Consider the following 21,302-nt stretch of genomic DNA (forward strand, 5'->3'; position numbering starts at 1 on the left):
TCAATGCATCCAAATCAGATCAGATTCTTGGGGTCAGGCCGTCCGACAGGCTCAGGCGGTACGCGCGCCAGGCCGGCAAGAGGCTGGCCACCAGCCCGGCCAGCACGGTCCAGAGCAGCAATTGTAATTCGCCTGCGGCTGGCCACGTGGCGTGCAAGGCGATGCCGAACTGCGCGGCCAGCATCGGTCCCAAGGCCCAGGCCAGGGCGCTGAGCAGCAACAGCCCCGCCAGCACGCCGCACAGCATCACGCCCAATCCTTCCACGCACAGCAGCCAGAGCACATCCAGCGGACGCGCACCGACCGAGCGCAGGATGGCCAGCTCACGCCGCCGTTCGCCCAGGCTGGCCAGGATGGCCGCCACCAGCCCGGCCAGTCCGACCACCACTACCATGCCCGAGACCACCAGCAAGGCGTTCTCGCCGATGCCGACCACGTCCCACAGCTGATCCAGCGCTACGCCCGGCAGCACGGCCATCAAGGGCTCCTTGAAGCCATCGCCATCGGCAATGGCGCGCTGCACGGCGAAGACGCGGGCGCGGCTCTTCAATCCCACCAGGACGGCGGTAATGCTGGTGGGCGTCAGGTTGAATTTCTTCACGAATTCGGCCGGGATATGCACTCCCGGCAAGGGGGCGCCGCCTTCCCAGTCCAGGTGGATGGCCTGCATGCCGTCCAGCCCGATGTGTACCGTGCGGTCCACCGGAGTGCCGGTGCGCTCCAGGATGCCGACTACCTTGAAGGGTTTGTCGGCATGCTGGGTCAGGCCCATGCCGCCCATGCCGTGGGCCAGCACGATGACATCACCAAGGTGATAGTGCAGTTTGTCGGCCACGTCGGCCCCCAGCACGGCATCGAAGACACCGGCAAAAGGCTGGCCCTGGGCCAGCTTGAGCGACTGGCCGCTGCCGTAGCGGAAATGGGTGAAGTAATCGCCATTGGTGGCCAGCACCGGGAAGCCGCGATGCGAATCACCCAGGGAGATCGGGATGGTCCAGGCTACCGCCGGATTGCGCGCCAGGGCCTGGGCACTGTCCCAGCCCATGTTGTTGGTGGCGCCGCCGATGCGGAAGATGGCGTACAGCATCAGCTGGATCGGACTGGTGCGTGCACCGACCACCAGGTCCGTGCCGGAGACCGATTGCGAGAATCCGGCCCGCACCTCATGGCGCACCCGTTCGATCCCCAGCAGCATGGTAGTAGACAGGGCAATGGCCAGCAACATCAGGCCCAGCGTGAAGCGCCGGTTCCAGGCGCTGCGCGCGGCCAGGCGTAGGAGCAGCTTCATGCGGCCTCCTCGGGGCGGGCAGCCTGGTTCAGCTGCTCCAGCGCGATGCGGCGGTCGAAACGCTCGGCCAGGCGCTGGTCGTGGCTGACGAAGACCAGCGCCGCGCCGCTCTGCGCGCATTCGCGCTGCAACAGGTTGAGGAAGGCTTGCTGGCGGTCGCTGTCCAGGGCCGAGGTCGGTTCATCGGCGACGATGATTTCCGGGCGGCCGATCAGCGAGCGTGCAGCGGCCACGCGTTGCTGCTGGCCGATGGAGAGCTGGGTCACGGGACGCGTCCACAAGGGCGGCGCCAGATCCAGCGCCGCCAGCAGGGATTGCGCGACGTCCTTGAGATCGCCCCCTTGCTGGCCGGCGCGCTGCCTGCGGTAAGTCGAGAACTGGCACGGCAGCAGCACGTTGTCGAGGATGGAAAGATAAGGCAGCAGGTTGAACTGCTGGAAGATGAAACCGATGTGATCCACCCGGAAGCGATCCCGCCGCGCTGCAGAGAGGCTGTGCAGGGGCTGGCCGAGGACTTCCACGGTGCCGGCCTGCGGCACGACGATGCCGCCGATGGCCGCCAGCAGCGTGCTCTTGCCGCTGCCGCTGGGGCCGCTGACGAAAACATGTTCACCAGCAGCGACCTGGAAATGCGGCAAGGCCAGTGCCGGGTGCGTCTGGCCGGGCCAGGTGAAGCGCAGCTCGCGCATGGCAATGGCGGCGGCCGGGGAGGGGCGTTCAGGAAGAGTCATGACAACATGAAGGAAAAGCGCGGAAGGCGCCGAAGCAGGGCAGCACGGCCGATCATAGCGCCTGCGCCTGTCATTGGCCTGACTTGCCTCGCCAGGGCGCGTGGCCCCGGCGGATCGGAACATCAGTTCAGCGGGATCAGGGCGCTGCCCGGCACCAGTTGCACCGCGCCTTGCTTCTTGGGCGTGGCCAGTTGTACGTCGATGCGCTGGAAGCCGGGGAAGGCGGCAAACAGGCCGCTCACATCCACCGTATTGAGCGCGCCGGGGCTGGCGCAGACCAGGGTGAAATCGCCGTCGAGGTCGGCATGGCCGTCGTTCGGCGCCGGCGCGCTGCTGGCGGGCGTCTTTTCACCCAGCAGGGCCGGTGTCAGCACGGCCGACTCCAGTTGCACTTCGGCCGGCTTGCACTGGGCGGCCGCATCGGTGGCGAACATGCGGTTGACCTCGCGCAGGTTCTTGACGGCGGCGCGCACGGTGTCCTTGTCCTTGCCGCTGCTGGCAGCGTGCTCGAAGCCCACCAGGTTGATGAGCGGGCTGTCCAGGTGCAGGGTCAGGGTGTTGCCTTCCAGGGCCACGTCCAGTTTGCCCACGCCGTGCACGTGCGCGGGGTGGTTGCCATGATGGTCATGGCCTTCATCGGCGGCCAGCGCAGGCAGGCTGGCAACGGACAGCAGGACGAGAGGAATCAGGCGCAACGATGGACGGAATCGGAACATGGGCGGCTTCTTTCTTGTGCTTGTTGTAAAGGGAGTTCAAGGGGGCGGCAAACCGGCAACGCAAGGATACAGACAGCAAACCAGGGCAGAAAATCCGCCGTGAGAGCCGCATTGTGCCCCGGACCACGGACAGATTTGCAGTGTTGTTACATTCTGCAACAGGGTTGCATTATAATGCCTGCTTTTCCTGTTTCTGCAACTTGGTTGCGCCAACGGGCAAGCGCTCTTGCCAGCCCGGCTGGCCGCGCTGTCCGGTGTCCGGGTTGCTTCTTCTCAGATTGCCTGCCGTGTCGTTTCTCTCTCGATTCCTGTTGAAGCAAGGCGTGCTCGCCAGCCCCTGGTGGCAGCGTGTGCTGGCCGTTGCGCCCGTGATCCTGCTGTTGTGGCTGGGCGTGCACTGGGCTTTGGGGGAGGGCTGACATGGATGCTGCCATCTCGCTGGACAACCTCACCGTCAGCTATCGCCGCCATCCGGCCCTGCACCACGTCAATGGCGCCTTTGCGCGCGGTTCGCTGACGGCCATCGTCGGCCCCAACGGGGCGGGCAAAAGCACTTTGCTCAAGACCATGCTGGGGCTGGTCCGCTGCAATGACGGGCGCGTGCATACCCATGTGGATGCGCGCCGCATCGCCTACCTGCCGCAGCAGGCCGAGATTGACCGCAGCTTCCCCATCACGGTGATCGACTGCGTGCAACTGGGTTACTGGCAGGCCAAGGGCAACTGGGGCGGCATTGACGCTGCCATGCGCCAGCGTGCGGTGCAGGCACTGGCGGCCGTGGGGCTGGACGGTTTTGCCGGGCGTCCGGTCTCCAGCCTCTCGGTGGGGCAGTTCCAGCGCGTGCTGTTTGCCCGCATCCTGCTGCAGGATGCCGAGGTGATCCTGCTCGATGAGCCCTTCAATGCCATCGACGCCCGCACCACCGGCGACCTGTTGCGCATCATCTCGGCCTGGCATGCGGAACGCCGTACCGTGATCGCGGTGCTGCACGACCACGACCAGGTGCGCCGCGCCTTCCCGCAGACCTTGCTGCTGGCGCGCAACGTGGTGGCCTGGGGCGAGACTGCCGAGGTCATGTGCGAAGAGAACCTGCAGCGCGCCCGGGCCATGGCCGAGGCAGTTGATGAGCACGCCGGCGTGTGCGAAGTGAGCGAGGCGGAGGTGCTGGCCTTGTCGCGGGCGCATGAGCATGAACATTCACATGGGCATTCCCACACGCACCATGCCGCCACCCCGGGAGGCCGGGCATGAGCGCACTCTCGACCTTGCAGAGCCTGGCGATTGCGCCGTTCCTGGAATTTTCCTTCATGCGCCGCGCACTGGTGGCTGCCTTTGCCCTGGCGCTGGGCAGTGCCCCGCTGGGCGTGCTCTTGACCCTGCGCCGCATGAGCCTGTTCGGTGAGGCCTTGAGCCACGCCGTGCTGCCGGGCGTGGCCGTAGGTTTCATCTTCTTCGGCCTGTCGCTGCCGGCGCTGTCCATCGGCGGATTCGCCGCCGGGGTACTGGTGGTGGCCGTGGCCGGCTGGATCAGCCGCCATACCGAACTGAAGGAAGATGCCAGCCTGGCCGCCATCTACGTGGTGGCGCTGGCGCTGGGCGTGATCCTGATTTCGCGCCACGGCACCCAGCTCGACCTGCTGCATATCCTCTTCGGCAACGTGCTGGGCGTGGACAGCGAAGGCCTGGTGCTCATCGCCGGTGTGGCCAGCGCCAGCGTACTGGGCATCGCCGCGCTCTATCGCGGACTGCTGCTGGAGAGTTTCGATCCTTCCTACATGGCCGTGGGCGGCGGACGCAGCGGCGGGGCGATCTACCAGCAGGTGTTCCTGATGCTGGTGGTGATGAACCTGGTGGCCTCCTTCCAGACCCTGGGCACGCTGATGGCGGTCGGCCTGATGATGCTGCCGGCGGTCTCGGCGCGGCTGTGGCACGACACCTTGCCGGCACAGTTGTGCAACAGCGTGTTGCAGGCCGCGCTGGCCGGGTATGCGGGGCTGCTGATCTCGTATTACGCCTCGGTGCCGTCCGGCCCCGTCATCATCGTCTGCGCGGGGGTGCTGTATGCCGCCTCGCTGCTGTTGGCCCCGCGCGGCTGGCTGCCGCGCCTGTTGCGGCGACCGCACCTGCAGGCCTGAGGCTTCACTTTCCCCCGTCTATTGCTGTTTATTGCCGCTTTCTTCTGCTTCTCTTTCCCCGGAGTGTCCATGAAACTGTTTCGTCCCCTCTCTGCGCTGCTGGCGGCCCTGGCCGTGGCGGCGAGCCTGCCGGCGTCCGCTGCCGAGCGCATTCCCGTGCTGGCCAGCTTCAGCATCCTGGGCGACGTCGTCGCCAATGTCGGCGGCGAGCGCATCGCCGTCTCTACCCTGGTCGGCCCGGATGAAGATGCGCACGTCTTCCAGCCGGCCCCGGATGACATCAAGGCCGTCTCGCGTGCCAAGCTGATCGTGGTCAATGGCCTCGGTTTCGAAGGCTGGATGGAGCGCCTGGCGCAGTCGGCCAATTACCGCGGCCCCATCGTGGTGGCCTCGGCCGGCATCAAGGCGCGCGAGCGCGTGGGTGAAGACGAGGACGATCACGCCCACGGTGCAGGACATGAACATCACGGCAAGGACGATCCGCACGCCTGGCAGGACCCGCAGAACGTGATCGTCTACACCCGCAACATCGTCACCGCCCTGGCCAAGCTGGACCCGGCGGGTGCGGAGGTCTACCGCAAGAATGGCGAGGCCTATGTCGCCAAGCTGCAGGACCTGGACGCCTGGGCTGCACGCCAGTTCAGCCAGATCCCGGATGCCAAGCGCAAGGTCATCACCTCGCATGACGCCTTCGAATACTTCGGTGCCCGCTACAAGGTGCGCTTCCTGGCCGCGCAGGGTGTGTCGACCGATAGCGAACCCAGTGCCCGTGATGTGGCTGCGCTGATTCGCCAGATCCGCAGCGAGAAGATCAAGGCCCTGTTCTTCGAGAACATGAGCAACCCCAAGCTGCTGCAGCAGATCGCCCGCGAATCCGGCACGGCAGCAGGCGGCAAGCTGTATGCCGATGCGCTGTCCAAGGCGGACGGCCCGGCTGCGGACTACCTCTCGCTGATGCGCTACAACATCACGCAATTGCTGGAAAAGATCCGTCTGAACTGAGGGCGGACAAATCGCGTATGCTGGTGGCCCCGCACCGTCGCCCTGGCGGTGCCTGTCACCTTGCATAGGAGAATTCCCGCATGAGCACCGTTACCGTCGTCGCCATCATCACCGCCAAGCCCGGCCAGCGCGAAGCGCTGCTGGCCATCGCGCGCGCCAACCTGGCTGCCGTGCGCGCCGAGGAAGGCTGCATCGAGTATGGACTGGTGGTGGATGTGGATGGCTTCGGCCCGAACCAGGCCCCCCTGGGGCCGGATACCTTCGCCTTCGTCGAGAAGTGGAAGGACGAAGAAGCGCTGAAACTGCACTTCACCCTGCCGCACATGACCGACTACCGCGAGAAGTCCAAGGATTTGATCGCGGACCGCAAGGTGCATGTGCTCAAGTCTGCGGACTGATCCTCGCCGCTGTCGTCCCCGTGCCCGGCGCGGGGACGGACTCCCTCAATATTCGCCAGGAAAATCCGCCGGCCAGGTCTGTTGCGGATCGAATGAAGATGCCTGGCCCATCTGCTTCAACCACGTGATGAAGGTCTTCAGTGCCGGATTGGTGTCGGCGCTGCTGCGATAGAGCATGTGGTAACCCTCCCCGTGCAGCACGACCTCCGGAAACAGCCGCACCAGCCGGCCTGCGGCCAGATCGTCATCGACCAGCGCCAGCGTGCCCATGCCCACCCCCTGGTCAGTGGCCGCCGCTTGCAGGCTCAGGAAGGAATGTTCATAGACCGTCCCCGGCATCTTGCGCCGCACCGCCACCCCGGCCTTGCCCAGCCACTGCGACCACGCCGCTGAACGGCTGGAAAGGTGGATCAGCGGCACCTCCACGAAATCGCGCGGCACCCGGATCGGGTGCGTCTCCAGGAAGTGCGGCGAAGCCAGCGGTACCGACACGTCATCCAGGAAGCGCACGCAGTCATAGCCGCTGCGCTCCAGCGGGCTGCGCCAGATGATGACGTCGAAAGGATCCTTCACATCCTCGAAATACTCCGACATGGTGGTGGTGACCCGCACCTCGATACGGGGGTTGTCGATCTGGAACTGCGACAGGCGCGGAATCAGCCAGCGCATTGCCACCGAGGGGGCGGCGATGAGGCGCACCACGCGGCTCTTGCCGGCCAGGGACAGCTGTTCGGCCGCCAGCGCAATGCGGTCCAGGCTGGCCTTGACCTCGGCATAGAAGGCCAGGGCCGCTTCCGTGGGTTCCACGCCACGCGACTGGCGTAAAAACAACGGTTGTTCGAAATACTCCTCCAGCGTTTTGATCTGCTGGCTGACCGCACTATGGGTGATGAAAAGTTCATGGGCTGCCAGCGTCAGACTCCGCGTCCGGACTGCCGCTTCGAACACCTTGAGGGCCTTGAGCGGGGGTAAGGATGAAGACATGCTGTAAGAAAAACTTATAGAGGTGACGGAAAATGTTGCTTTGCAAAAGGCAGGGGCGACCTTATTCTTCAATCACCCAAACGTCAAACAGAAGGAATTCATCGTGAACAACGTCAGTATATTTGCAAAAGATGCCGGTTTTTCTAACAATTTGCGCTCCCTGGTGGAACTGGCAAAGTTTGCTGTCCAGCAAGTCATCGCCGCCCACGCCTTGAAGCCCGTGCGCAACGATGCCACCGACCTGCATGATGCTGCCTACTTCGAAGGCGTGACCGACCATTTCGAAATGGAAGTGCGCCTGCGCCAGCTGGACCACAGCCACCTGCACGCTGTCTGGAAGCTGCAATCGCAGATCTGAATGCCGATGCGGCCTGCTTGATGGCAGCACCCGCAGCACTGAAGTACCGCAGTACCCGGCAGGACCAGGCCCGATGCGCCTGAAGAACGATGATGAAGAGACCGGCTCCGCGCGTTCGGGGCCGCAGCAGGCAGCCAGCAGTCGCCCACAGAGGCAGACCCTGCCCGACGCATCACCTGCTTGACCCGTCACGCCCCGCAGTACCTGTATTGCCCGTATCACCCGCAACGGCGGCCTCATGGCCGACAGCGCCCCCAACATGGCCAGGCGCACGCTGCGTTGAACACCTCATCCCCGCTGTCGCGGGGATTTGCCGTTTACGGGCACGATGTCTGAAAAGCCATGCCCGCTTGCCTCCCTGGTCAGTTTCCTCTTGATCCTCTTAACAAAAATGACATCGCACGGTAGTGCAGCGCTGCTATATTTGTTGTCGGGGAAATAAAACATGTTGCCGTTCGTGCAGGTTTCGCGTCTTTGCTTCTTACAGGGGAGTTCGCCATGTTGTCTTCACTTCGTGCCCGGCTGATCGTCATATGCGTACTGATCGTGGCGGTAGCCATGATCGTTCTCAGTGGCGCCAACATCTACACCGTCCGCAGCGATACGCTGGAGGGCATCTCCACCCAGACCCGCCAGCTCACCGAAAGCTACGCTGCCAACATCACCGAGTGGGTGCGCAGCAAGCGCATCATCACCGGCGCCATGAAGCAGGCCTTGAAGCAAAGCGATGTCCTGCCCATCGTGGCGGCGGCCCAGGAGGCCGGTTCCTTCGACGACGCCTACATCGGCTATCCCGACAAACGCATGCTGGCCCTGCACCCGATGCCGGCCGGTTACGATCCGACCGCACGGCCCTGGTACAAGCAGGCGGTCGATGCCGGCAAGCCGGTGCTCACCGCCCCCTATGTGGACGCCACCACCGGCAAGCTGGTGGTGACCTTCGCCGAGCCGGTCAGCGACAAGGGGACCCTGCAGGCAGTGCTGGGTTCGGACGTGCAGCTGGACAACGTGGTGCGCACCGTGGCCGGCATCAAGCCCACGCCATCCAGCTTTGCCTTCATCGTCGGCAAGGATGGACTCATCATCACCCATCCCAACAAGGAGCTGGCCTTGAAGCCGGTGTCGGCGCTGGACCAGAATCTCTCCGCCGCCACGCTGGCCGGGATGAAGCAGGGCGGCAGCGCGACCATCGGCGGCGTCCCCTATCTGCTCTTTACGCAACCCATCGACAACACCGACTGGTCGCTGGTGGTGGCGCTGGATTATCGGGAGGCCACGCATGCGGTTGGGGCGCTGATGGCGCTGGCGGTGATCCTGGCCGTGGTGGCCATCGTCGCGGCGGCATTGCTGCTGAGCTACACCATCACGCGCCTGCTGCGCCGCCTGGGCGTGGTGCGCAATGCCATGGAAGAAATCGCCTCGGGTGACGGTGACCTGACGCGCCGGCTCGACACCAGCGGCAAGGATGAACTGGCGCAGATATCGCGCGCCTTCAATCACTTTGCCGACAAGATCTCGCGCACCTTGCTCGATATCCGGCGCGCCAGCGAGTCCGTGAAAGTTTCTTCCAGCGAGATCGCCAGCGGCAACATGGACCTGTCCGCACGCACCGAACAGCAGGCCGGTTCGCTGGAAGAGACCGCATCGGCGATGGAAGAACTCACCTCCACCGTGAAGCAAAACGCCGACAACGCGCGCCAGGCCAACCAGTTGGCGGTGTCGGCCTCGGATGTGGCGGTGCATGGCGGTACCGTGGTGGGCCAGGTGGTCAGCACCATGAGCTCCATCAATGAGTCCTCCCGCAAGATCGTCGACATCATCAGCGTCATCGATGGCATCGCCTTCCAGACCAATATCCTGGCCTTGAACGCCGCAGTGGAAGCGGCGCGAGCCGGTGAGCAGGGACGCGGGTTTGCGGTGGTGGCCTCCGAAGTGCGTTCCCTGGCACAGCGTTCGGCCACGGCCGCCAAGGAGATCAAGCAGTTGATCGATGATTCGGTACAGAAGGTGGAAGCGGGCAGCCAGCTGGTGGCCCAGGCCGGTTCGACCATGGATGAAGTGGTCTCCAGCGTGCGCCGCGTGACCGACATCGTGGGTGAGATCAGTTCAGCCAGCCAGGAGCAGAGTGCCGGCATCACCGAAGTGGGTAATGCCGTGACCCTGATGGATGAGGCGACCCAGCAGAACGCCGCGCTGGTGGAAGAGGCGGCCGCCGCGGCCAAATCCCTGCAGGAGCAAGCAGCTCATCTGGCCGCGGTGGTGGCGGGCTTCAAGCTCGATGAAAGCGGTGGCGGCGCTCCGATCACGCCGCCGGTTCATCATGCGGCCCCGCCGCCGGCTGCAGCAGCACGTCCGGCACCGGTCAACATCACGCCCAAGCCGGCGCCGCTGAAGGCCAAGCCCGCCAGCAAGCCGGCGCTACCGGCCGAAGCGGCTGCGCCTGCCGCGCCCAAAGCCGCCCCGAAGGCGCCGCCCAAGAGCAGCGGTGGCGACGACTGGGAAGAGTTCTGAGCGAGGTTCTGAGCGAGGAAAACGAGGCGGGCCGCCTCAGGCCCGCTTCTTGAGCAGCTGCATGGGCGCAAACAATTGCTGCATGCCGCTGTGCTCGATGAAGCTGAGATTGTAGGGATGTTCGGCCACCGCGCGCGGGAATTGCGCCACCAGCGGCAGTCCGCTCAGCTGCTCGGCGATCTTCCCCCACAGCACCAGCGTGGGAAGGGACTTGTCCTGTGCCTGGCCATGCTCGGCCAGGGCGCGCAATACCGTTTCAAAGAAGGGTTTCCAGCCCTTGGCATCCTTGACCGGTGCCACATGGCTGCGGAACACCAGGCTGGCATTCAGTAGCAGGAAGCCTTGCGCAGTCAGGTTGTCCTGCAGGTCGGCCAGGGTCTGGATGCTGCCTTCCACATCCGCCTGGGCCTGCGCCGCGATACCGGCCAGCGCATCGCCACTGGTCTGGCCCGCCTGCAGCGCGCCCTCGGCCACCAGCAGCATCTTCATGAAATTGCGCAGCGAGGTGGCGCGATTGACCTGCTTGGACAAGCCCTTTTCCGACCACAGCGAACCCACTGCGCCATCCATGAAGCACACGCCGGTAGCACTGGCCGCGCGCGGATAGGGGCCCTCGCCGATCAGCACGTAGCGCACCGCGTCCATGGGCTGGGTGAAGGCAGCAAACAGACGGCCTTCGGTGGGCAGGTAATCGTCCTGCGCCAGGGTGGGCAGATAAGCGGGATCGGCTTGATGGATCGCCTGCAGGCCGGCGCGCAGGGCGGCATGCCAGGAGGGATGGGCGGTATGGATCAGGTCCAGCAGGGCAGCGGGGAGGGGGGCAACGGAAGACATGGAAAGTGAAGGGGAGGCACGGCCGGTTCAATGAAGTGGCAGCATTGTATACCGCCCGACCGGCTTCCCCGCAGGATCAGGCCACCGCCGAATCGCTGCCTGATGCGCCGAAGAGCTGCTGCTTGAGCAATTGCAGCTGGTCGCGCGCCGCGGCTGCCTTTTCGAACTCCAGGTTCTTGGCGTGTTCCTGCATCTGCTTTTCCAGGCGCTTGATTTCCTTGCTGATTTGCTTCTCGCTCATGGATTCGTAGTTGCGCTTCTCCTCGGCCACCATCATTTCGGTGCGCGCCTGGGCCGGGTTGAAGATGCCGTCGATGAGTTCGCGGATCTCCTTCTTGATACCGGTCGGCACGATGCCATTGGCGGCATTGAAGGCCAGCTGCTTGGCGCGGCGGCGCTCGGTCTCGCCGATGGCCTTGTGCATGGAATCGGTTACCACATCGCCATAGAGGATGGCCATGCCGTTCAAGTTGCGGGCGGCGCGGCCGATGGTCTGGATCAGGCTGCGCTCGGAACGCAGGAAGCCTTCCTTGTCCGCATCCAGGATGGCCACCAGCGAGACCTCGGGAATGTCCAGGCCCTCGCGCAGCAGGTTGATGCCGACCACCACATCGAAGGTGCCGAGACGCAGGTCGCGGATGATTTCCACGCGCTCGACCGTATCGATGTCGCTGTGCAGGTAGCGCACCTTGATGCCGTTGTCGGAGAGGAATTCGGTCAGCTGCTCGGCCATGCGCTTGGTCAGCGTAGTCACCAGCACGCGCTCGTCCTTGGCGATGCGGTCGTGGATCTCCTGCATCAGGTCATCCACCTGCGTGGTGGCCGGACGCACGGCGATGATGGGGTCCACCAGGCCGGTCGGGCGCACCACCTGTTCCACCACCTGGTCGGCATGGGTGTTTTCATAGTCCGCCGGCGTGGCCGAAACGAAGATGGTCTGGCGCATCTTCTTTTCAAATTCGTCGAACTTCAGCGGCCGGTTGTCCAGCGCCGAGGGCAGGCGGAAGCCGTAGTCCACCAGGTTCACCTTGCGCGCGCGGTCACCGTTGTACATGCCGTTCAACTGGCCGATCAGCACGTGTGATTCGTCCAGGAACATGATGGCGTCCTTGGGCAGGTAATCCACCAGCGTTGGCGGCGGGTCGCCCGGCTTGGCGCCGGAGAGATGGCGCGAATAGTTTTCGATGCCTTTGGTGAAGCCGATCTCGGTCATCATCTCGATGTCGAAGCGGGTGCGCTGTTCCAGTCGCTGTTCTTCGATGAGCTTGTTTTCCTTGCGGAAGAATTCCAGGCGCTCGGCCAGTTCTTCCTTGATGGTTTCGATGGCGCGCAGTACGGTCGAGCGTGGCGTCACGTAGTGCGAACCGGGATAGATGGTGAAGCGCGGGATCTTCTGGCGCACGCGGCCCGTCAGCGGATCGAACAGTTGCAGGCTGTCGATCTCGTCGTCGAAGGTCTCGATGCGCACGGCCAGTTCGGCGTGTTCGGCTGGGAATACATCGATCGTGTCGCCGCGCACGCGGAAGGTGCCGCGCCCGAAGTCCACTTCGTTGCGGGTGTACTGCATCTGGATCAGGCGGGCGATGACGTCGCGCTGCGAGACCTTGTCCTTGGCGCGCAGGGTCAGGATCATCTGGTGGTATTCATTCGGGTTACCGATACCGTAGATGGCCGAGACGGTCGCCACGATCACCACGTCGCGCCGTTCCATCAGCGACTTGGTGCAGGACAGGCGCATCTGCTCGATGTGCTCGTTGATCGATGAATCCTTCTCGATGAACAGGTCGCGCTGGGGGACGTAGGCTTCGGGCTGGTAGTAGTCGTAGTAGCTGACGAAATATTCCACCGCATTGTGCGGGAAGAACTCGCGGAACTCGCTGTAGAGCTGTGCCGCCAGTGTCTTGTTGGGGGCAAACACGATGGCCGGTCGGCCCAGGCGGGCAATCGTGTTGGCCATGGTGTAGGTCTTGCCCGAGCCGGTCACGCCCAGCAGGGTCTGGTAGAACAGGCCGTCGTGAACGCCCTCGACCAGCTTGTCGATGGCTGCCGGCTGGTCGCCCGCCGGGGGAAACACCTGGTAGAGCTTGAAGGGCGAGTCGGGGAAGGTGACGAACTTGCTCTCGTCCAGCTCGGTATTGATGGGGGTCAGTTCAGCCATGGTCTGGGTTGCCTTTGTCGCGCGGGTTCCGGTGAGCCGCCACGGTGCAGGAAGAACCGGCAACGCCCGCAAGCGGGGTGTTGCACACAGGCAAGGTGGAGGCGTGAATATTCATCAAATGCTGTCGGGATGCTGAAGTTCAAGACACAATCTGCGCCTGTCCAGCCGGCAAAACCGGACGCAAAGCCGCGTCAGCAGCCAGCTCATCCACTGGGTGGGGCGGCCTGGCGCGGGACGGGTGCAGATCGGGGTTATGTCGATAGAACATGGTGTCATGCAGATTCAGCAGGCAATTGGGCCTGTCTGTGTCTGTGATTGGCCATCCACATTTGTTAGAATGCAGTGTTGCAAAAAGGTGCACATCCGAATCTCTCCCTGTGCACCCATTTCCTTCTGCAGCGCTTTGTTGCAGCTAACTTTTCATGTTATCACGATGAACGCACCTGTCTCCGCCTCCCTGTTTTCCGCCATCGAAATGGCGCCGCGCGACCCCATCCTGGGCGTGACCGAAGCCTACAACGCCGACCAGAATCCGGCCAAGACCAACCTGGGCGTGGGCGTGTACTACGACGACAACGGCAAGGTCCCCCTGCTGGAATGCGTGAAGAAAGCCGAGGCGGAACTGGCAGCCAAGCTGGCCCCGCGTACCTACCTGCCCATCGACGGCCTGGCCACCTATGACCGCGCGGTGCAGGAGCTGGTCTTCGGCGCCGGCAGCGCCGTGGTGACCGAGAAGCGTGCGATCACCGTGCAAGCCCTGGGCGGCACTGGCGCGCTGAAGCTGGGTGCCGACTTCCTCAAGCACTTCTCGCCGGCCGGTACCGAAGTCTGGATCAGCGACCCGAGCTGGGAAAACCACCGCGCCCTGTTCGAGATGGCCGGCTTCAAGGTCAACGCCTATCCGTACTATGACCCGGCCACCCGTGGCGTGAACTTCGCCGGCATGCTGGAAGCCTTGAAGACCATGAAGACCGGCTCGGTCGTGCTGCTGCACGCCTGCTGCCACAACCCGACCGGCGCCGACCTGACCGACGACCAGTGGACGCAAGTCATTGAAGTGGTGACCTCGCGCGGCCTGGTTCCCTTCCTGGACATGGCCTACCAGGGCTTTGGCGACGGCATCGCCGAAGACGGCCAGGTGGTGCGCCGCTTCGCTGAAGCGGGCGGCCCGCTGTTCGTGTCGAACTCGTTCTCCAAGTCCTTCTCGCTGTATGGCGAACGCGTGGGCGCATTGTCCATCGCTGCCGCCAGCGCCGAAGAAGCTGCCCGCGTGCTGTCGCAACTCAAGCGCGTGGTGCGTACCAACTACTCCAACCCGCCGATCCACGGTGGCCAGGTGGTCGCAACCGCCCTGGCATCGCCCGAACTGCGCAAGCTGTGGGAAGACGAACTGGCCGAGATGCGCGTGCGCATCCGCGAAATGCGCCAGCTGCTGGTGGCCAAGCTGAAGGAAAAGGCGCCTGGCCATGACTTCGATTTCGTCATCAAGCAACGCGGCATGTTCTCCTACTCCGGCCTGACCAAGGCCCAGGTGGAACGCCTGCGCAACGAGTTCTCGATCTACGCCGTCGACACCGGCCGCATCTGCGTGGCTGCGCTCAACACCAAGAACATCGACGTGGTGGTCGACGCCATCGCCAAGGTGCTGTAACTGGCATGCACGGCCCCGTCTGCGGATGGGGTCGCGCAGGGCGTTTTCTCCTATGAAAAAATGCGCCTTTCCCTGAAAAAAGTTTTGACATGAAGTAAAAATCGCGTCATAATCTTTTTCTCAGCTGTTCCCTGATAGCTCAGTCGGTAGAGCGACGGACTGTTAATCCGCAGGTCCCTGGTTCGAGTCCAGGTCGGGGAGCCAAAGAATGCGAAGGCCTCGCAAGCAATTGCGGGGCCTTTTCAATTAGTGTGAGGCTGGTGTGTTGGTCTCTCACGAAGGGCGGCAGGGCTATGCCGCCACGATGCAGAACGATGTAAAAAATTTTCGTTTTCCACTCTGGTAAATCTGAAAAAAATCGTTCATAATCGCGCCCTCAATTGATCCCTGATAGCTCAGTCGGTAGAGCGACGGACTGTTAATCCGCAGGTCCCTGGTTCGAGTCCAGGTCGGGGAGCCAGAATACGAAAGCCTCGCAAGTTTCTTGCGGGGCTTTTTTGTTTTTGGCCCTGCCAGGCATCACCTCTGTTTGCTTGTGCTCAAATTTAGCGCAATTGAGCTAGAATTGAGCGCATGAGCACCCTCAGTGACGCCCTTTTCTCCAAATCCATCCAAGCCATTCTCGGCCAGCTGTTCCTGCGGCCGGAAGGGATGCACCTGCGCGCACTGATGAGCCGCACCGGCATCAGTTCTGCATCGGCTCAGCGCGAGCTTGGCAAATTGACCGAGGCCGGGCTGTTGCTGCGGGAAGAGGTGGGGCGCGTCTTGCTCTACAAGCCCAATCCGGACTCTCCAATTTTTTCGGAACTGAGCGCCATTATTCGCAAGACCTTTGGCGTGGCCGACACCATCAAGGCTATGCTGCTGCCTTTTTCGGAACGCATCGAGCGCGCCTTCTTGTATGGGTCGGTTGCCAAGGGTTTGGATACGGCGGCCAGTGACATTGATTTGCTGGTGCTGGCGGATGACCTTGGCAGTGCCGATCTCTACCCCGAGCTGGTGGCGCTGGAGGCAAGACTGGGCAGGAAGATTTCCCTGACGGTGTATCGCCCCGCTGAATTCCGGAAAAAGATCGCGGCACGGAATCATTTTCTGGTTTCCGTGATGGCTGGTCCGAAAATCGAATTGATCGGAGCACAGGATGGGGCACAATGAGCTTGAAAATCTCCTCAGGTTGGGGCAACTGAAGCCGGAGCCTCCTTCGGCGGCCGAAATCGATACCCATCTCCAAAGTGGCCGGGATCGGCTCAAAGATGCCTCGGCACCAGGACTTTCAATATCCGGCCGTTTCCTCCTCGGCTACAGCGCGGCGTATGCGTTCTCGCTGGCCGCCTTGCGGCGCCAGGGTTTCCGGCCCGCCAGCCGCTATGTGGTGTTCCAGTGCCTGCCTCACACGCTGGAGGTCGGTCCCGACGTCTGGCGCTTGCTCGCACGGGCGCATGATGTTCGCAATGGCTTTGAATACGAGGGCAGTGACGAGGTGACTGAAGATCTCGGCCTGCAAGTGATTCGCTGCGCAGAGGTGCTGGAACGCCTGTCGTGATTGACTGGCTGCCCATTCAGAGGCATGGGCTCATCCCGGCGCCGCAATCGCTGCTAGAATCGGCATCCCCCCGACCAGCCAGGACTTTCCCATGAGCGACCCCATTCGTCTGACCCAATACAGCCATGGCGCCGGTTGCGGCTGCAAGATTTCGCCGCAGGTGCTCGACGTCATCCTGGCCGGCAGCGGCGCCCAGCATCTCGATCCCAAACTCTGGGTCGGCAATGCCTCCCGCGATGATGCGGCCGTCTATGCCATCGATGAAGAGCGCGGCGTGGTCTCCACCACCGATTTCTTCATGCCCATCGTCGATGATCCCTTCGACTTCGGCCGCATTGCCGCCACCAATGCCATCAGCGACATCTACGCCATGGGCGGTGATCCGCTCATGGCCATCGCCATCCTCGGCTGGCCGGTCAACGTGCTGCCGCCGGAGGTGGCGCGCGAAGTGGTGCGCGGTGGCCGCGCGGCCTGCGATGCGGCTGGCATTCCGCTGGCCGGTGGCCATTCCATCGATGCCCCGGAACCCATCTTCGGCCTGGCCGTGACCGGTGTGGTGGAGAAGCGCCACATGAAGCGCAACGACACCGCCAGCGCCGGCTGCCTGTTGTACATCACCAAGCCGCTGGGCATCGGCATCCTCACCACCGCAGAAAAGAAGGGCAAGCTGCGCCCTGAAGATGTTGGCACGGCGCGCGACTGGATGTGCCAGCTCAACCAGCCCGGCAGCCGCTTCGGCAAGCTGGCGGGCGTGGCTGCGATGACCGATGTGACCGGCTTCGGCCTGCTGGGCCATCTGGTGGAAATGTGCGAAGGCAGCGGCGTGAGCGCACGCATCCAGCACGCGCTGGTGCCGAGCCTGCCGGGCGTGCCTTATTACCTGGCCGAAGGCTGCGTGCCGGGCGGCACCGGGCGCAATTTCGAGAGCTATGGCAGCAAGATCAGTCCGCTCAGCGAAGCCCAGAAGAACCTGCTGTGCGATCCCCAGACCAGCGGCGGCCTGCTGGTGGCGGTGCGGCCGGAAGCCAATCCGGAATTCCTCGCCACCGCCGCCGCCCTCGGACTGGAACTGGCGCCCATCGGCGAACTGGTGGAACGACAGCGCTACGCGGTCGAGGTGCTTTGATGGCCGATCTGCAGCCCAGCCGCGCGCTCTTCCTCGCCGATACGCCCATGCTGGATGCGCGGGCGCCGGTGGAGTTCGGCAAGGGGGCGTTCCCGACGGCCGTGAACCTGCCGCTGATGAATGACAGCGAGCGTCATCAGGTCGGCCTGCGCTACAAGGAACAGGGCCAGCAGTCCGCCATCGAACTGGGTCATCAACTGGTCAGCGGATCGGTGAAGGAAGAACGCATTGCGGCCTGGGCCGAGTTCGCACGGGCGCATCCGGAAGGCTGCCTGTATTGCTTCCGCGGCGGCCTGCGCTCGCAGATCACCCAGCAGTGGTTGAAGAGCGAGGCCGGCATTGCCTATCCCCGCGTGGCTGGCGGCTACAAGGCGCTGCGCCACTTCCTGATGGAAGCCATCGACCAGGCCTTGGCAGACTGCGCTTTCGTGGTGGTGGGCGGCATGACCGGATGCGGCAAGACCGACGTGCTGCTGCAGCTCGACAACGCGCTGGACCTGGAAGCCTACGCCAATCATCGCGGCTCCAGCTTCGGCAAGCGCGCCAGCCCGCAGCCTGCGCCCATCGACTTCGAGCACCGCCTGGCCATTGCCCTCATTAAATTGCAGGCGCAAGGCCATCAATGGTTTGCGCTGGAAGACGAGAGCCGCCTCATCGGTGCCTGCGCCTTGCCGCTGGCCTTGCACCAGCGCATGCAGAGCCTGCCCATGGTATGGCTGGAAGACAGCCGGGAAGGGCGCGTGGAGCGCATCCTGCGCGATTACGTCAGTGGCTTGTGCGAGGAGTACGTGGCGCTGGATCCGCGCCACGGTTTTGAACGCTATCGCGCCCATCTGCTGGCTGCCCTGGGCAAGCTGGTCAAGCGCCTGGGCGACCAGCGCTACCGCCGCCTGCTGCAGATGATGGAAACGGCGCTGGCGCGCCAGGAGAAAGACGGCGTGGTCGACTTGCACCGTGCCTGGATCGATGCCTTGCTGGCGGAATACTACGATCCCATCTATGCCTTCCAGCGGGAGTCCAAGCGCTCCCGCCTGCTGTTCGCAGGGCAGCAGACCGAGGTGGTCAGCTTCCTGCGACAGTACCGGCCCTGAATCAATTTACAGCAACACCACCGCCACCAGCCCACTGACCGCCCCGACGAGCATGGTCAGCAGCGTGACGGTCATGAGCACGCGCGGTGTGAAGGATGTGCGCAGCATCAGCAACGAAGGCAAGCTGATGCTGGGCAGGGTCATCAGCAACGCCACGGCCGGACCCACGCCCATGCCCAGCGAGAGCATGGATTGCACGATGGGGATCTCGGCCGCCGTCGGGATCACGAAGAGCGTCCCCACCACCGCCAGGGCCACGATCCACAGCAGGCTGTTGCCCATGCTGGCATCGACCTGCGGGAACAGCCACACACGTGCCGCACCCAGTGCCAGCACCACCACGATGTAGACCGGTGCCGTGGTCCAGAACAGTTGCCACAGCTTGCTGCCCCAGCGCACCAGGAAATGTCGGCCATCATCCATCGGTTCATATTCGGCGGCAGCCACTGCGTCCAAAGCAGCCTGTGGCAGGGTTTCCGTCTGTGCCACCCGTTGTGCGATCAGCGAGACGCCCACGACCAGCAGCACGCCCGCCAGCAAACGCAGCACGGCAAAATCCCATCCCAGCACGAAGCCCATGAACACCAGCGTGGCCGGATTGAGTACCGGGTTGGCGATCCAGAAGGCCAGGGCGGCACCGACCGACACTTGCTGGCGGCGCATGCCCGCCACCACCGGCGCGGCGCAGCAACTGCACATCATGCCCGGCAAGGCGAACAGGCCGCCGCGCAGGGTCGAGCCGAGGCCGGCGCGGCCGAACACCCGCAGCAGCCAGTCGCGCGGCACCAGCACCTGCACCAGCGAGCCGAGCAGCACGCCCAGCACGGCGGCTTTCCAGATGGCCAGGAAGTAGACCGTGGCATATTCCAGCGCAGCCGACCAGGGCGCGGTGGGTGCATTGGCCAGGATGGAGCCGCCAATGCTGTGCTTGTCGGCGGCCACGAAGGATTTCAGGTAGTAGGGCGACCACTTCACATAGTAGAGGCCGATGGCCGCCACCAGGACGAACAGCAGCGGCTTGAGCCAGGCAGAAGAGCCGCGCGAGGCGGAGGAAGAGAATGTCATGGGGATATCGGGTGGTCACGGAGTAGGAGAGTGCGCGCATCATACCTGCGCCGCGCCACTTCGTCAGTGCGCCAGAGGGACATGTCAGACAACCTGGCCGCGCCGGAACCAGCCTGAAGTGCAGATTCCTTCACATTCACCGCTTGCGTCCGCTTCGCGTCCTGTTATACTGCGCTTGCTGTTGTATGACGTCTTATAACAATCACCTCAACACACAACAATACGCCAAGAGACACCTCCGGCAAGTCCTGACGCCACTCCGTCCGCGTTCCTGCGGCGGCGCTTCCGGGGCAGGCTGGCGGAGCGGATGGCGAGAGACCTGGAGAAACCAATTGGCGCAAAGCAACACCCCCAGCGGCGCGGCGGCCGGCAAGCCGACCCATATCCGCTACCTGATCCTGTTCCTGCTGTTCGTCGTCACCACCGTCAACTACGCTGACCGTGCCACGCTGTCCATCGCCGGTTCGGCCATGAAGACCGAGCTGTCGCTGGATCCGGTCACCATGGGCTACATCTTCTCGGCCTTCAGCTGGGCCTATGTGCTGGCGCAGCTGCCGGGTGGCTGGCTGCTGGACCGCTTCGGCTCCAAGAAGATCTACATGTGGAGCATCGCCCTGTGGTCTTTCTTCACTTTCCTGCAGGCCGGTGTGACCTGGATGAGCACGGGCGCAGCCGTGATCGCGCTGTTCCTGCTGCGCTTCATGGTGGGCCTGGCTGAAGCGCCGTCCTTCCCGGCCAATGGCCGCATCGTTGCGGCCTGGTTCCCGACCAAGGAACGCGGCACGGCCTCGGCCATCTTCAATTCGGCGCAGTATTTCGCCGCCGTGATCTTCACGCCGCTGATGGCCTGGATCGTGCATACCTACAGCTGGCACCATGTGTTTACCGTCATGGGCGTGGTCGGCATCCTGCTGGCCATGGTCTGGGGCAAGATCATCTACAGCCCCAAGGATCATCCGCGCATCAACGCGGCTGAACTGCAGCATATCGAATCCGGGGGCGGCCTGGTCGACATGGACAACAAGAAGGTCGCCGCACCTTCCACCAAGGGCAAAGGCTACATCCGCCAGCTGCTGTCCAACCGCATGCTGCTGGGCGTCTACATCGGCCAGTACTGCATCAACGTGATCACCTATTTCTTCCTGACCTGGTTCCCGGTGTACCTGGTGCAGGAGCGTGGCATGTCCATTCTCAAGGCCGGTTTCGTGGCCTCGATCCCGGCGGTGTGCGGCTTCATCGGAGGCGTGGTCGGCGGCCTGATCTCGGACCGTCTCATCAAGAGCGGCATGTCGGTCACCTGGTCGCGCAAGATCCCCATCGTGGGCGGCATGCTGCTGTCGATGACCATGATCCTGTGCAATTACGTCGACGCGCAGTGGATGGTGGTGGGCATCATGGCGCTGGCCTTCTTCGGCAAGGGCGTGGGCGCGCTGGGCTGGGCGGTGGTGGCCGATACCGCGCCCAAGCAGATCGTGGGCCTCTCCGGTGGTCTCTTCAACATGTTCGGCAATGTGGCCGGTATCACCACTCCCATCGTGATCGGCTACATCGTCAAGGAAACCGGTTCCTTCTCCGGTGCCCTGGTCTTCGTGGGCATCAATGCGCTGGTGACCGTGATCAGCTATCTTGTCATCGTCAAGGAAATCAAGCGCGTCGAACTCAAGGACGCCTGATCCGTTTTGCCGGCGGCCGCTGTTGCAGTGGCCGCCCT

At 63.6% G+C, this 21,302-nt stretch carries 20 protein-coding genes and 2 tRNA genes; 15 read left to right on the plus strand and 7 right to left on the minus strand.

Annotated features, from left to right (window positions below):
• Nucleotides 1-19 precede the first annotated feature (19 nt).
• The 3 genes from FYB76_RS20990 to FYB76_RS21000 form a co-directional block, all read right to left on the minus strand.
• A complete protein-coding gene (locus FYB76_RS20990; RefSeq protein ID WP_088757019.1) occupies nt 20-1,288 on the minus strand; it encodes an FtsX-like permease family protein in 1,269 nt (422 codons plus the stop codon).
• The gene (locus FYB76_RS20995; protein ID WP_154134934.1) at nt 1,285-2,019 is read right to left on the minus strand and encodes an ABC transporter ATP-binding protein; all 735 of its coding nucleotides are present in this window, start codon (nt 2,017-2,019) and stop codon (nt 1,285-1,287) included. The genes FYB76_RS20990 and FYB76_RS20995 overlap by 4 nt, the downstream gene beginning before the upstream one ends.
• Before the next feature lie 122 nt (nt 2,020-2,141).
• Entirely contained in the window at nt 2,142-2,735 is a 594-nt protein-coding gene (locus FYB76_RS21000) for a DUF2796 domain-containing protein (RefSeq protein ID WP_088757017.1), read from the minus strand.
• Between the two features lie 287 nt (nt 2,736-3,022).
• Here FYB76_RS21000 and FYB76_RS27010 point away from each other — a divergent pair, with 287 nt between their 5' ends.
• The 5 genes from FYB76_RS27010 (at nt 3,023) to FYB76_RS21020 (ending at nt 6,270) form a co-directional block, all read left to right on the plus strand.
• Nucleotides 3,023-3,154 carry a hypothetical protein gene (locus tag FYB76_RS27010; protein ID WP_255475328.1) on the plus strand — a complete coding sequence of 44 codons (132 nt, stop codon included), beginning with the start codon at nt 3,023-3,025 and terminating at the stop codon, nt 3,152-3,154.
• Between the two features lies 1 nt (nt 3,155).
• A complete protein-coding gene (gene aztA, locus FYB76_RS21005; RefSeq protein WP_088757016.1) occupies nt 3,156-3,986 on the plus strand; it encodes a zinc ABC transporter ATP-binding protein AztA in 831 nt (276 codons plus the stop codon).
• Entirely contained in the window at nt 3,983-4,870 is an 888-nt protein-coding gene (locus FYB76_RS21010; RefSeq protein WP_088757015.1) for a metal ABC transporter permease, read from the plus strand. Before aztA ends, FYB76_RS21010 begins: the two co-directional genes overlap by 4 nt.
• 69 nt (nt 4,871-4,939) lie before the next feature.
• On the plus strand, nt 4,940-5,872 hold the full coding sequence (locus FYB76_RS21015) for a metal ABC transporter substrate-binding protein (protein ID WP_088757014.1): 933 nt from the start codon (nt 4,940-4,942) through the stop codon (nt 5,870-5,872).
• Between the two features lie 80 nt (nt 5,873-5,952).
• Nucleotides 5,953-6,270: a putative quinol monooxygenase gene (locus FYB76_RS21020; protein WP_039784852.1), complete on the plus strand. Its 318-nt coding sequence runs from the start codon at nt 5,953-5,955 to the stop codon at nt 6,268-6,270.
• Between the two features lie 45 nt (nt 6,271-6,315).
• On the opposite strand, the gene FYB76_RS21025 is transcribed toward FYB76_RS21020, so the two are convergent.
• On the minus strand, nt 6,316-7,254 hold the full coding sequence (locus FYB76_RS21025; protein ID WP_154134935.1) for a LysR substrate-binding domain-containing protein: 939 nt from the start codon (nt 7,252-7,254) through the stop codon (nt 6,316-6,318).
• A gap of 103 nt (nt 7,255-7,357) precedes the next feature.
• On the opposite strand from FYB76_RS21025, the gene FYB76_RS21030 reads away from it, so the two are divergent.
• Complete coding sequence (locus tag FYB76_RS21030) at nt 7,358-7,612, plus strand: hypothetical protein (RefSeq protein ID WP_088757012.1); 255 nt, start codon at nt 7,358-7,360, stop codon at nt 7,610-7,612.
• A gap of 498 nt (nt 7,613-8,110) precedes the next feature.
• The gene (locus FYB76_RS21035; RefSeq protein ID WP_154134936.1) at nt 8,111-10,123 is read left to right on the plus strand and encodes a methyl-accepting chemotaxis protein; all 2,013 of its coding nucleotides are present in this window, start codon (nt 8,111-8,113) and stop codon (nt 10,121-10,123) included.
• Between the two features lie 36 nt (nt 10,124-10,159).
• Here FYB76_RS21035 and FYB76_RS21040 read toward each other — a convergent pair whose 3' ends face one another.
• Both FYB76_RS21040 and uvrB read right to left on the minus strand, forming a co-directional pair.
• Nucleotides 10,160-10,957 carry a uracil-DNA glycosylase gene (locus FYB76_RS21040; RefSeq protein WP_154134937.1) on the minus strand — a complete coding sequence of 266 codons (798 nt, stop codon included), beginning with the start codon at nt 10,955-10,957 and terminating at the stop codon, nt 10,160-10,162.
• 76 nt (nt 10,958-11,033) lie between these two features.
• Nucleotides 11,034-13,115: an excinuclease ABC subunit UvrB gene (gene uvrB / locus FYB76_RS21045; protein ID WP_154134938.1), complete on the minus strand. Its 2,082-nt coding sequence runs from the start codon at nt 13,113-13,115 to the stop codon at nt 11,034-11,036.
• A gap of 433 nt (nt 13,116-13,548) precedes the next feature.
• Here uvrB and FYB76_RS21050 point away from each other — a divergent pair, with 433 nt between their 5' ends.
• From FYB76_RS21050 to mnmH, 7 genes are all read left to right on the plus strand, one after another.
• Nucleotides 13,549-14,766, plus strand: coding sequence for an amino acid aminotransferase (locus FYB76_RS21050; RefSeq protein WP_008330389.1), 1,218 nt, complete (start codon nt 13,549-13,551; stop codon nt 14,764-14,766).
• Between the two features lie 128 nt (nt 14,767-14,894).
• Nucleotides 14,895-14,970: transfer RNA gene (locus FYB76_RS21055), tRNA-Asn, on the plus strand.
• A 180-nt stretch (nt 14,971-15,150) separates the two neighbouring features.
• Nucleotides 15,151-15,226, plus strand: a tRNA-Asn gene (locus FYB76_RS21060).
• A gap of 113 nt (nt 15,227-15,339) precedes the next feature.
• Entirely contained in the window at nt 15,340-15,921 is a 582-nt protein-coding gene (locus FYB76_RS21065; RefSeq protein ID WP_008330388.1) for a nucleotidyltransferase domain-containing protein, read from the plus strand.
• On the plus strand, nt 15,908-16,309 hold the full coding sequence (locus tag FYB76_RS21070; RefSeq protein WP_154134939.1) for a hypothetical protein: 402 nt from the start codon (nt 15,908-15,910) through the stop codon (nt 16,307-16,309). Before FYB76_RS21065 ends, FYB76_RS21070 begins: the two co-directional genes overlap by 14 nt.
• A gap of 91 nt (nt 16,310-16,400) precedes the next feature.
• Nucleotides 16,401-17,435 (plus strand): selenide, water dikinase SelD, encoded by a 1,035-nt coding sequence (selD, locus tag FYB76_RS21075; RefSeq protein WP_154134940.1) that lies wholly within the window; start codon nt 16,401-16,403, stop codon nt 17,433-17,435.
• Nucleotides 17,435-18,526, plus strand: a complete 1,092-nt coding sequence (gene mnmH, locus FYB76_RS21080) for a tRNA 2-selenouridine(34) synthase MnmH (protein WP_154134941.1) — start codon at nt 17,435-17,437, stop codon at nt 18,524-18,526. The genes selD and mnmH overlap by 1 nt, the downstream gene beginning before the upstream one ends.
• A gap of 6 nt (nt 18,527-18,532) precedes the next feature.
• Here mnmH and FYB76_RS21085 read toward each other — a convergent pair whose 3' ends face one another.
• On the minus strand, nt 18,533-19,591 hold the full coding sequence (locus FYB76_RS21085) for a permease (protein ID WP_088757005.1): 1,059 nt from the start codon (nt 19,589-19,591) through the stop codon (nt 18,533-18,535).
• 332 nt (nt 19,592-19,923) lie between these two features.
• Between FYB76_RS21085 and FYB76_RS21090 the strand changes: the two genes are divergently transcribed.
• Complete coding sequence (locus FYB76_RS21090; protein ID WP_088757004.1) at nt 19,924-21,264, plus strand: MFS transporter; 1,341 nt, start codon at nt 19,924-19,926, stop codon at nt 21,262-21,264.
• Nucleotides 21,265-21,302 lie beyond the last annotated feature (38 nt).

This window comes from Herbaspirillum sp. CAH-3, from assembly GCF_009668275.1.
GTDB lineage: Bacteria > Pseudomonadota > Gammaproteobacteria > Burkholderiales > Burkholderiaceae_D > Herbaspirillum > Herbaspirillum aquaticum.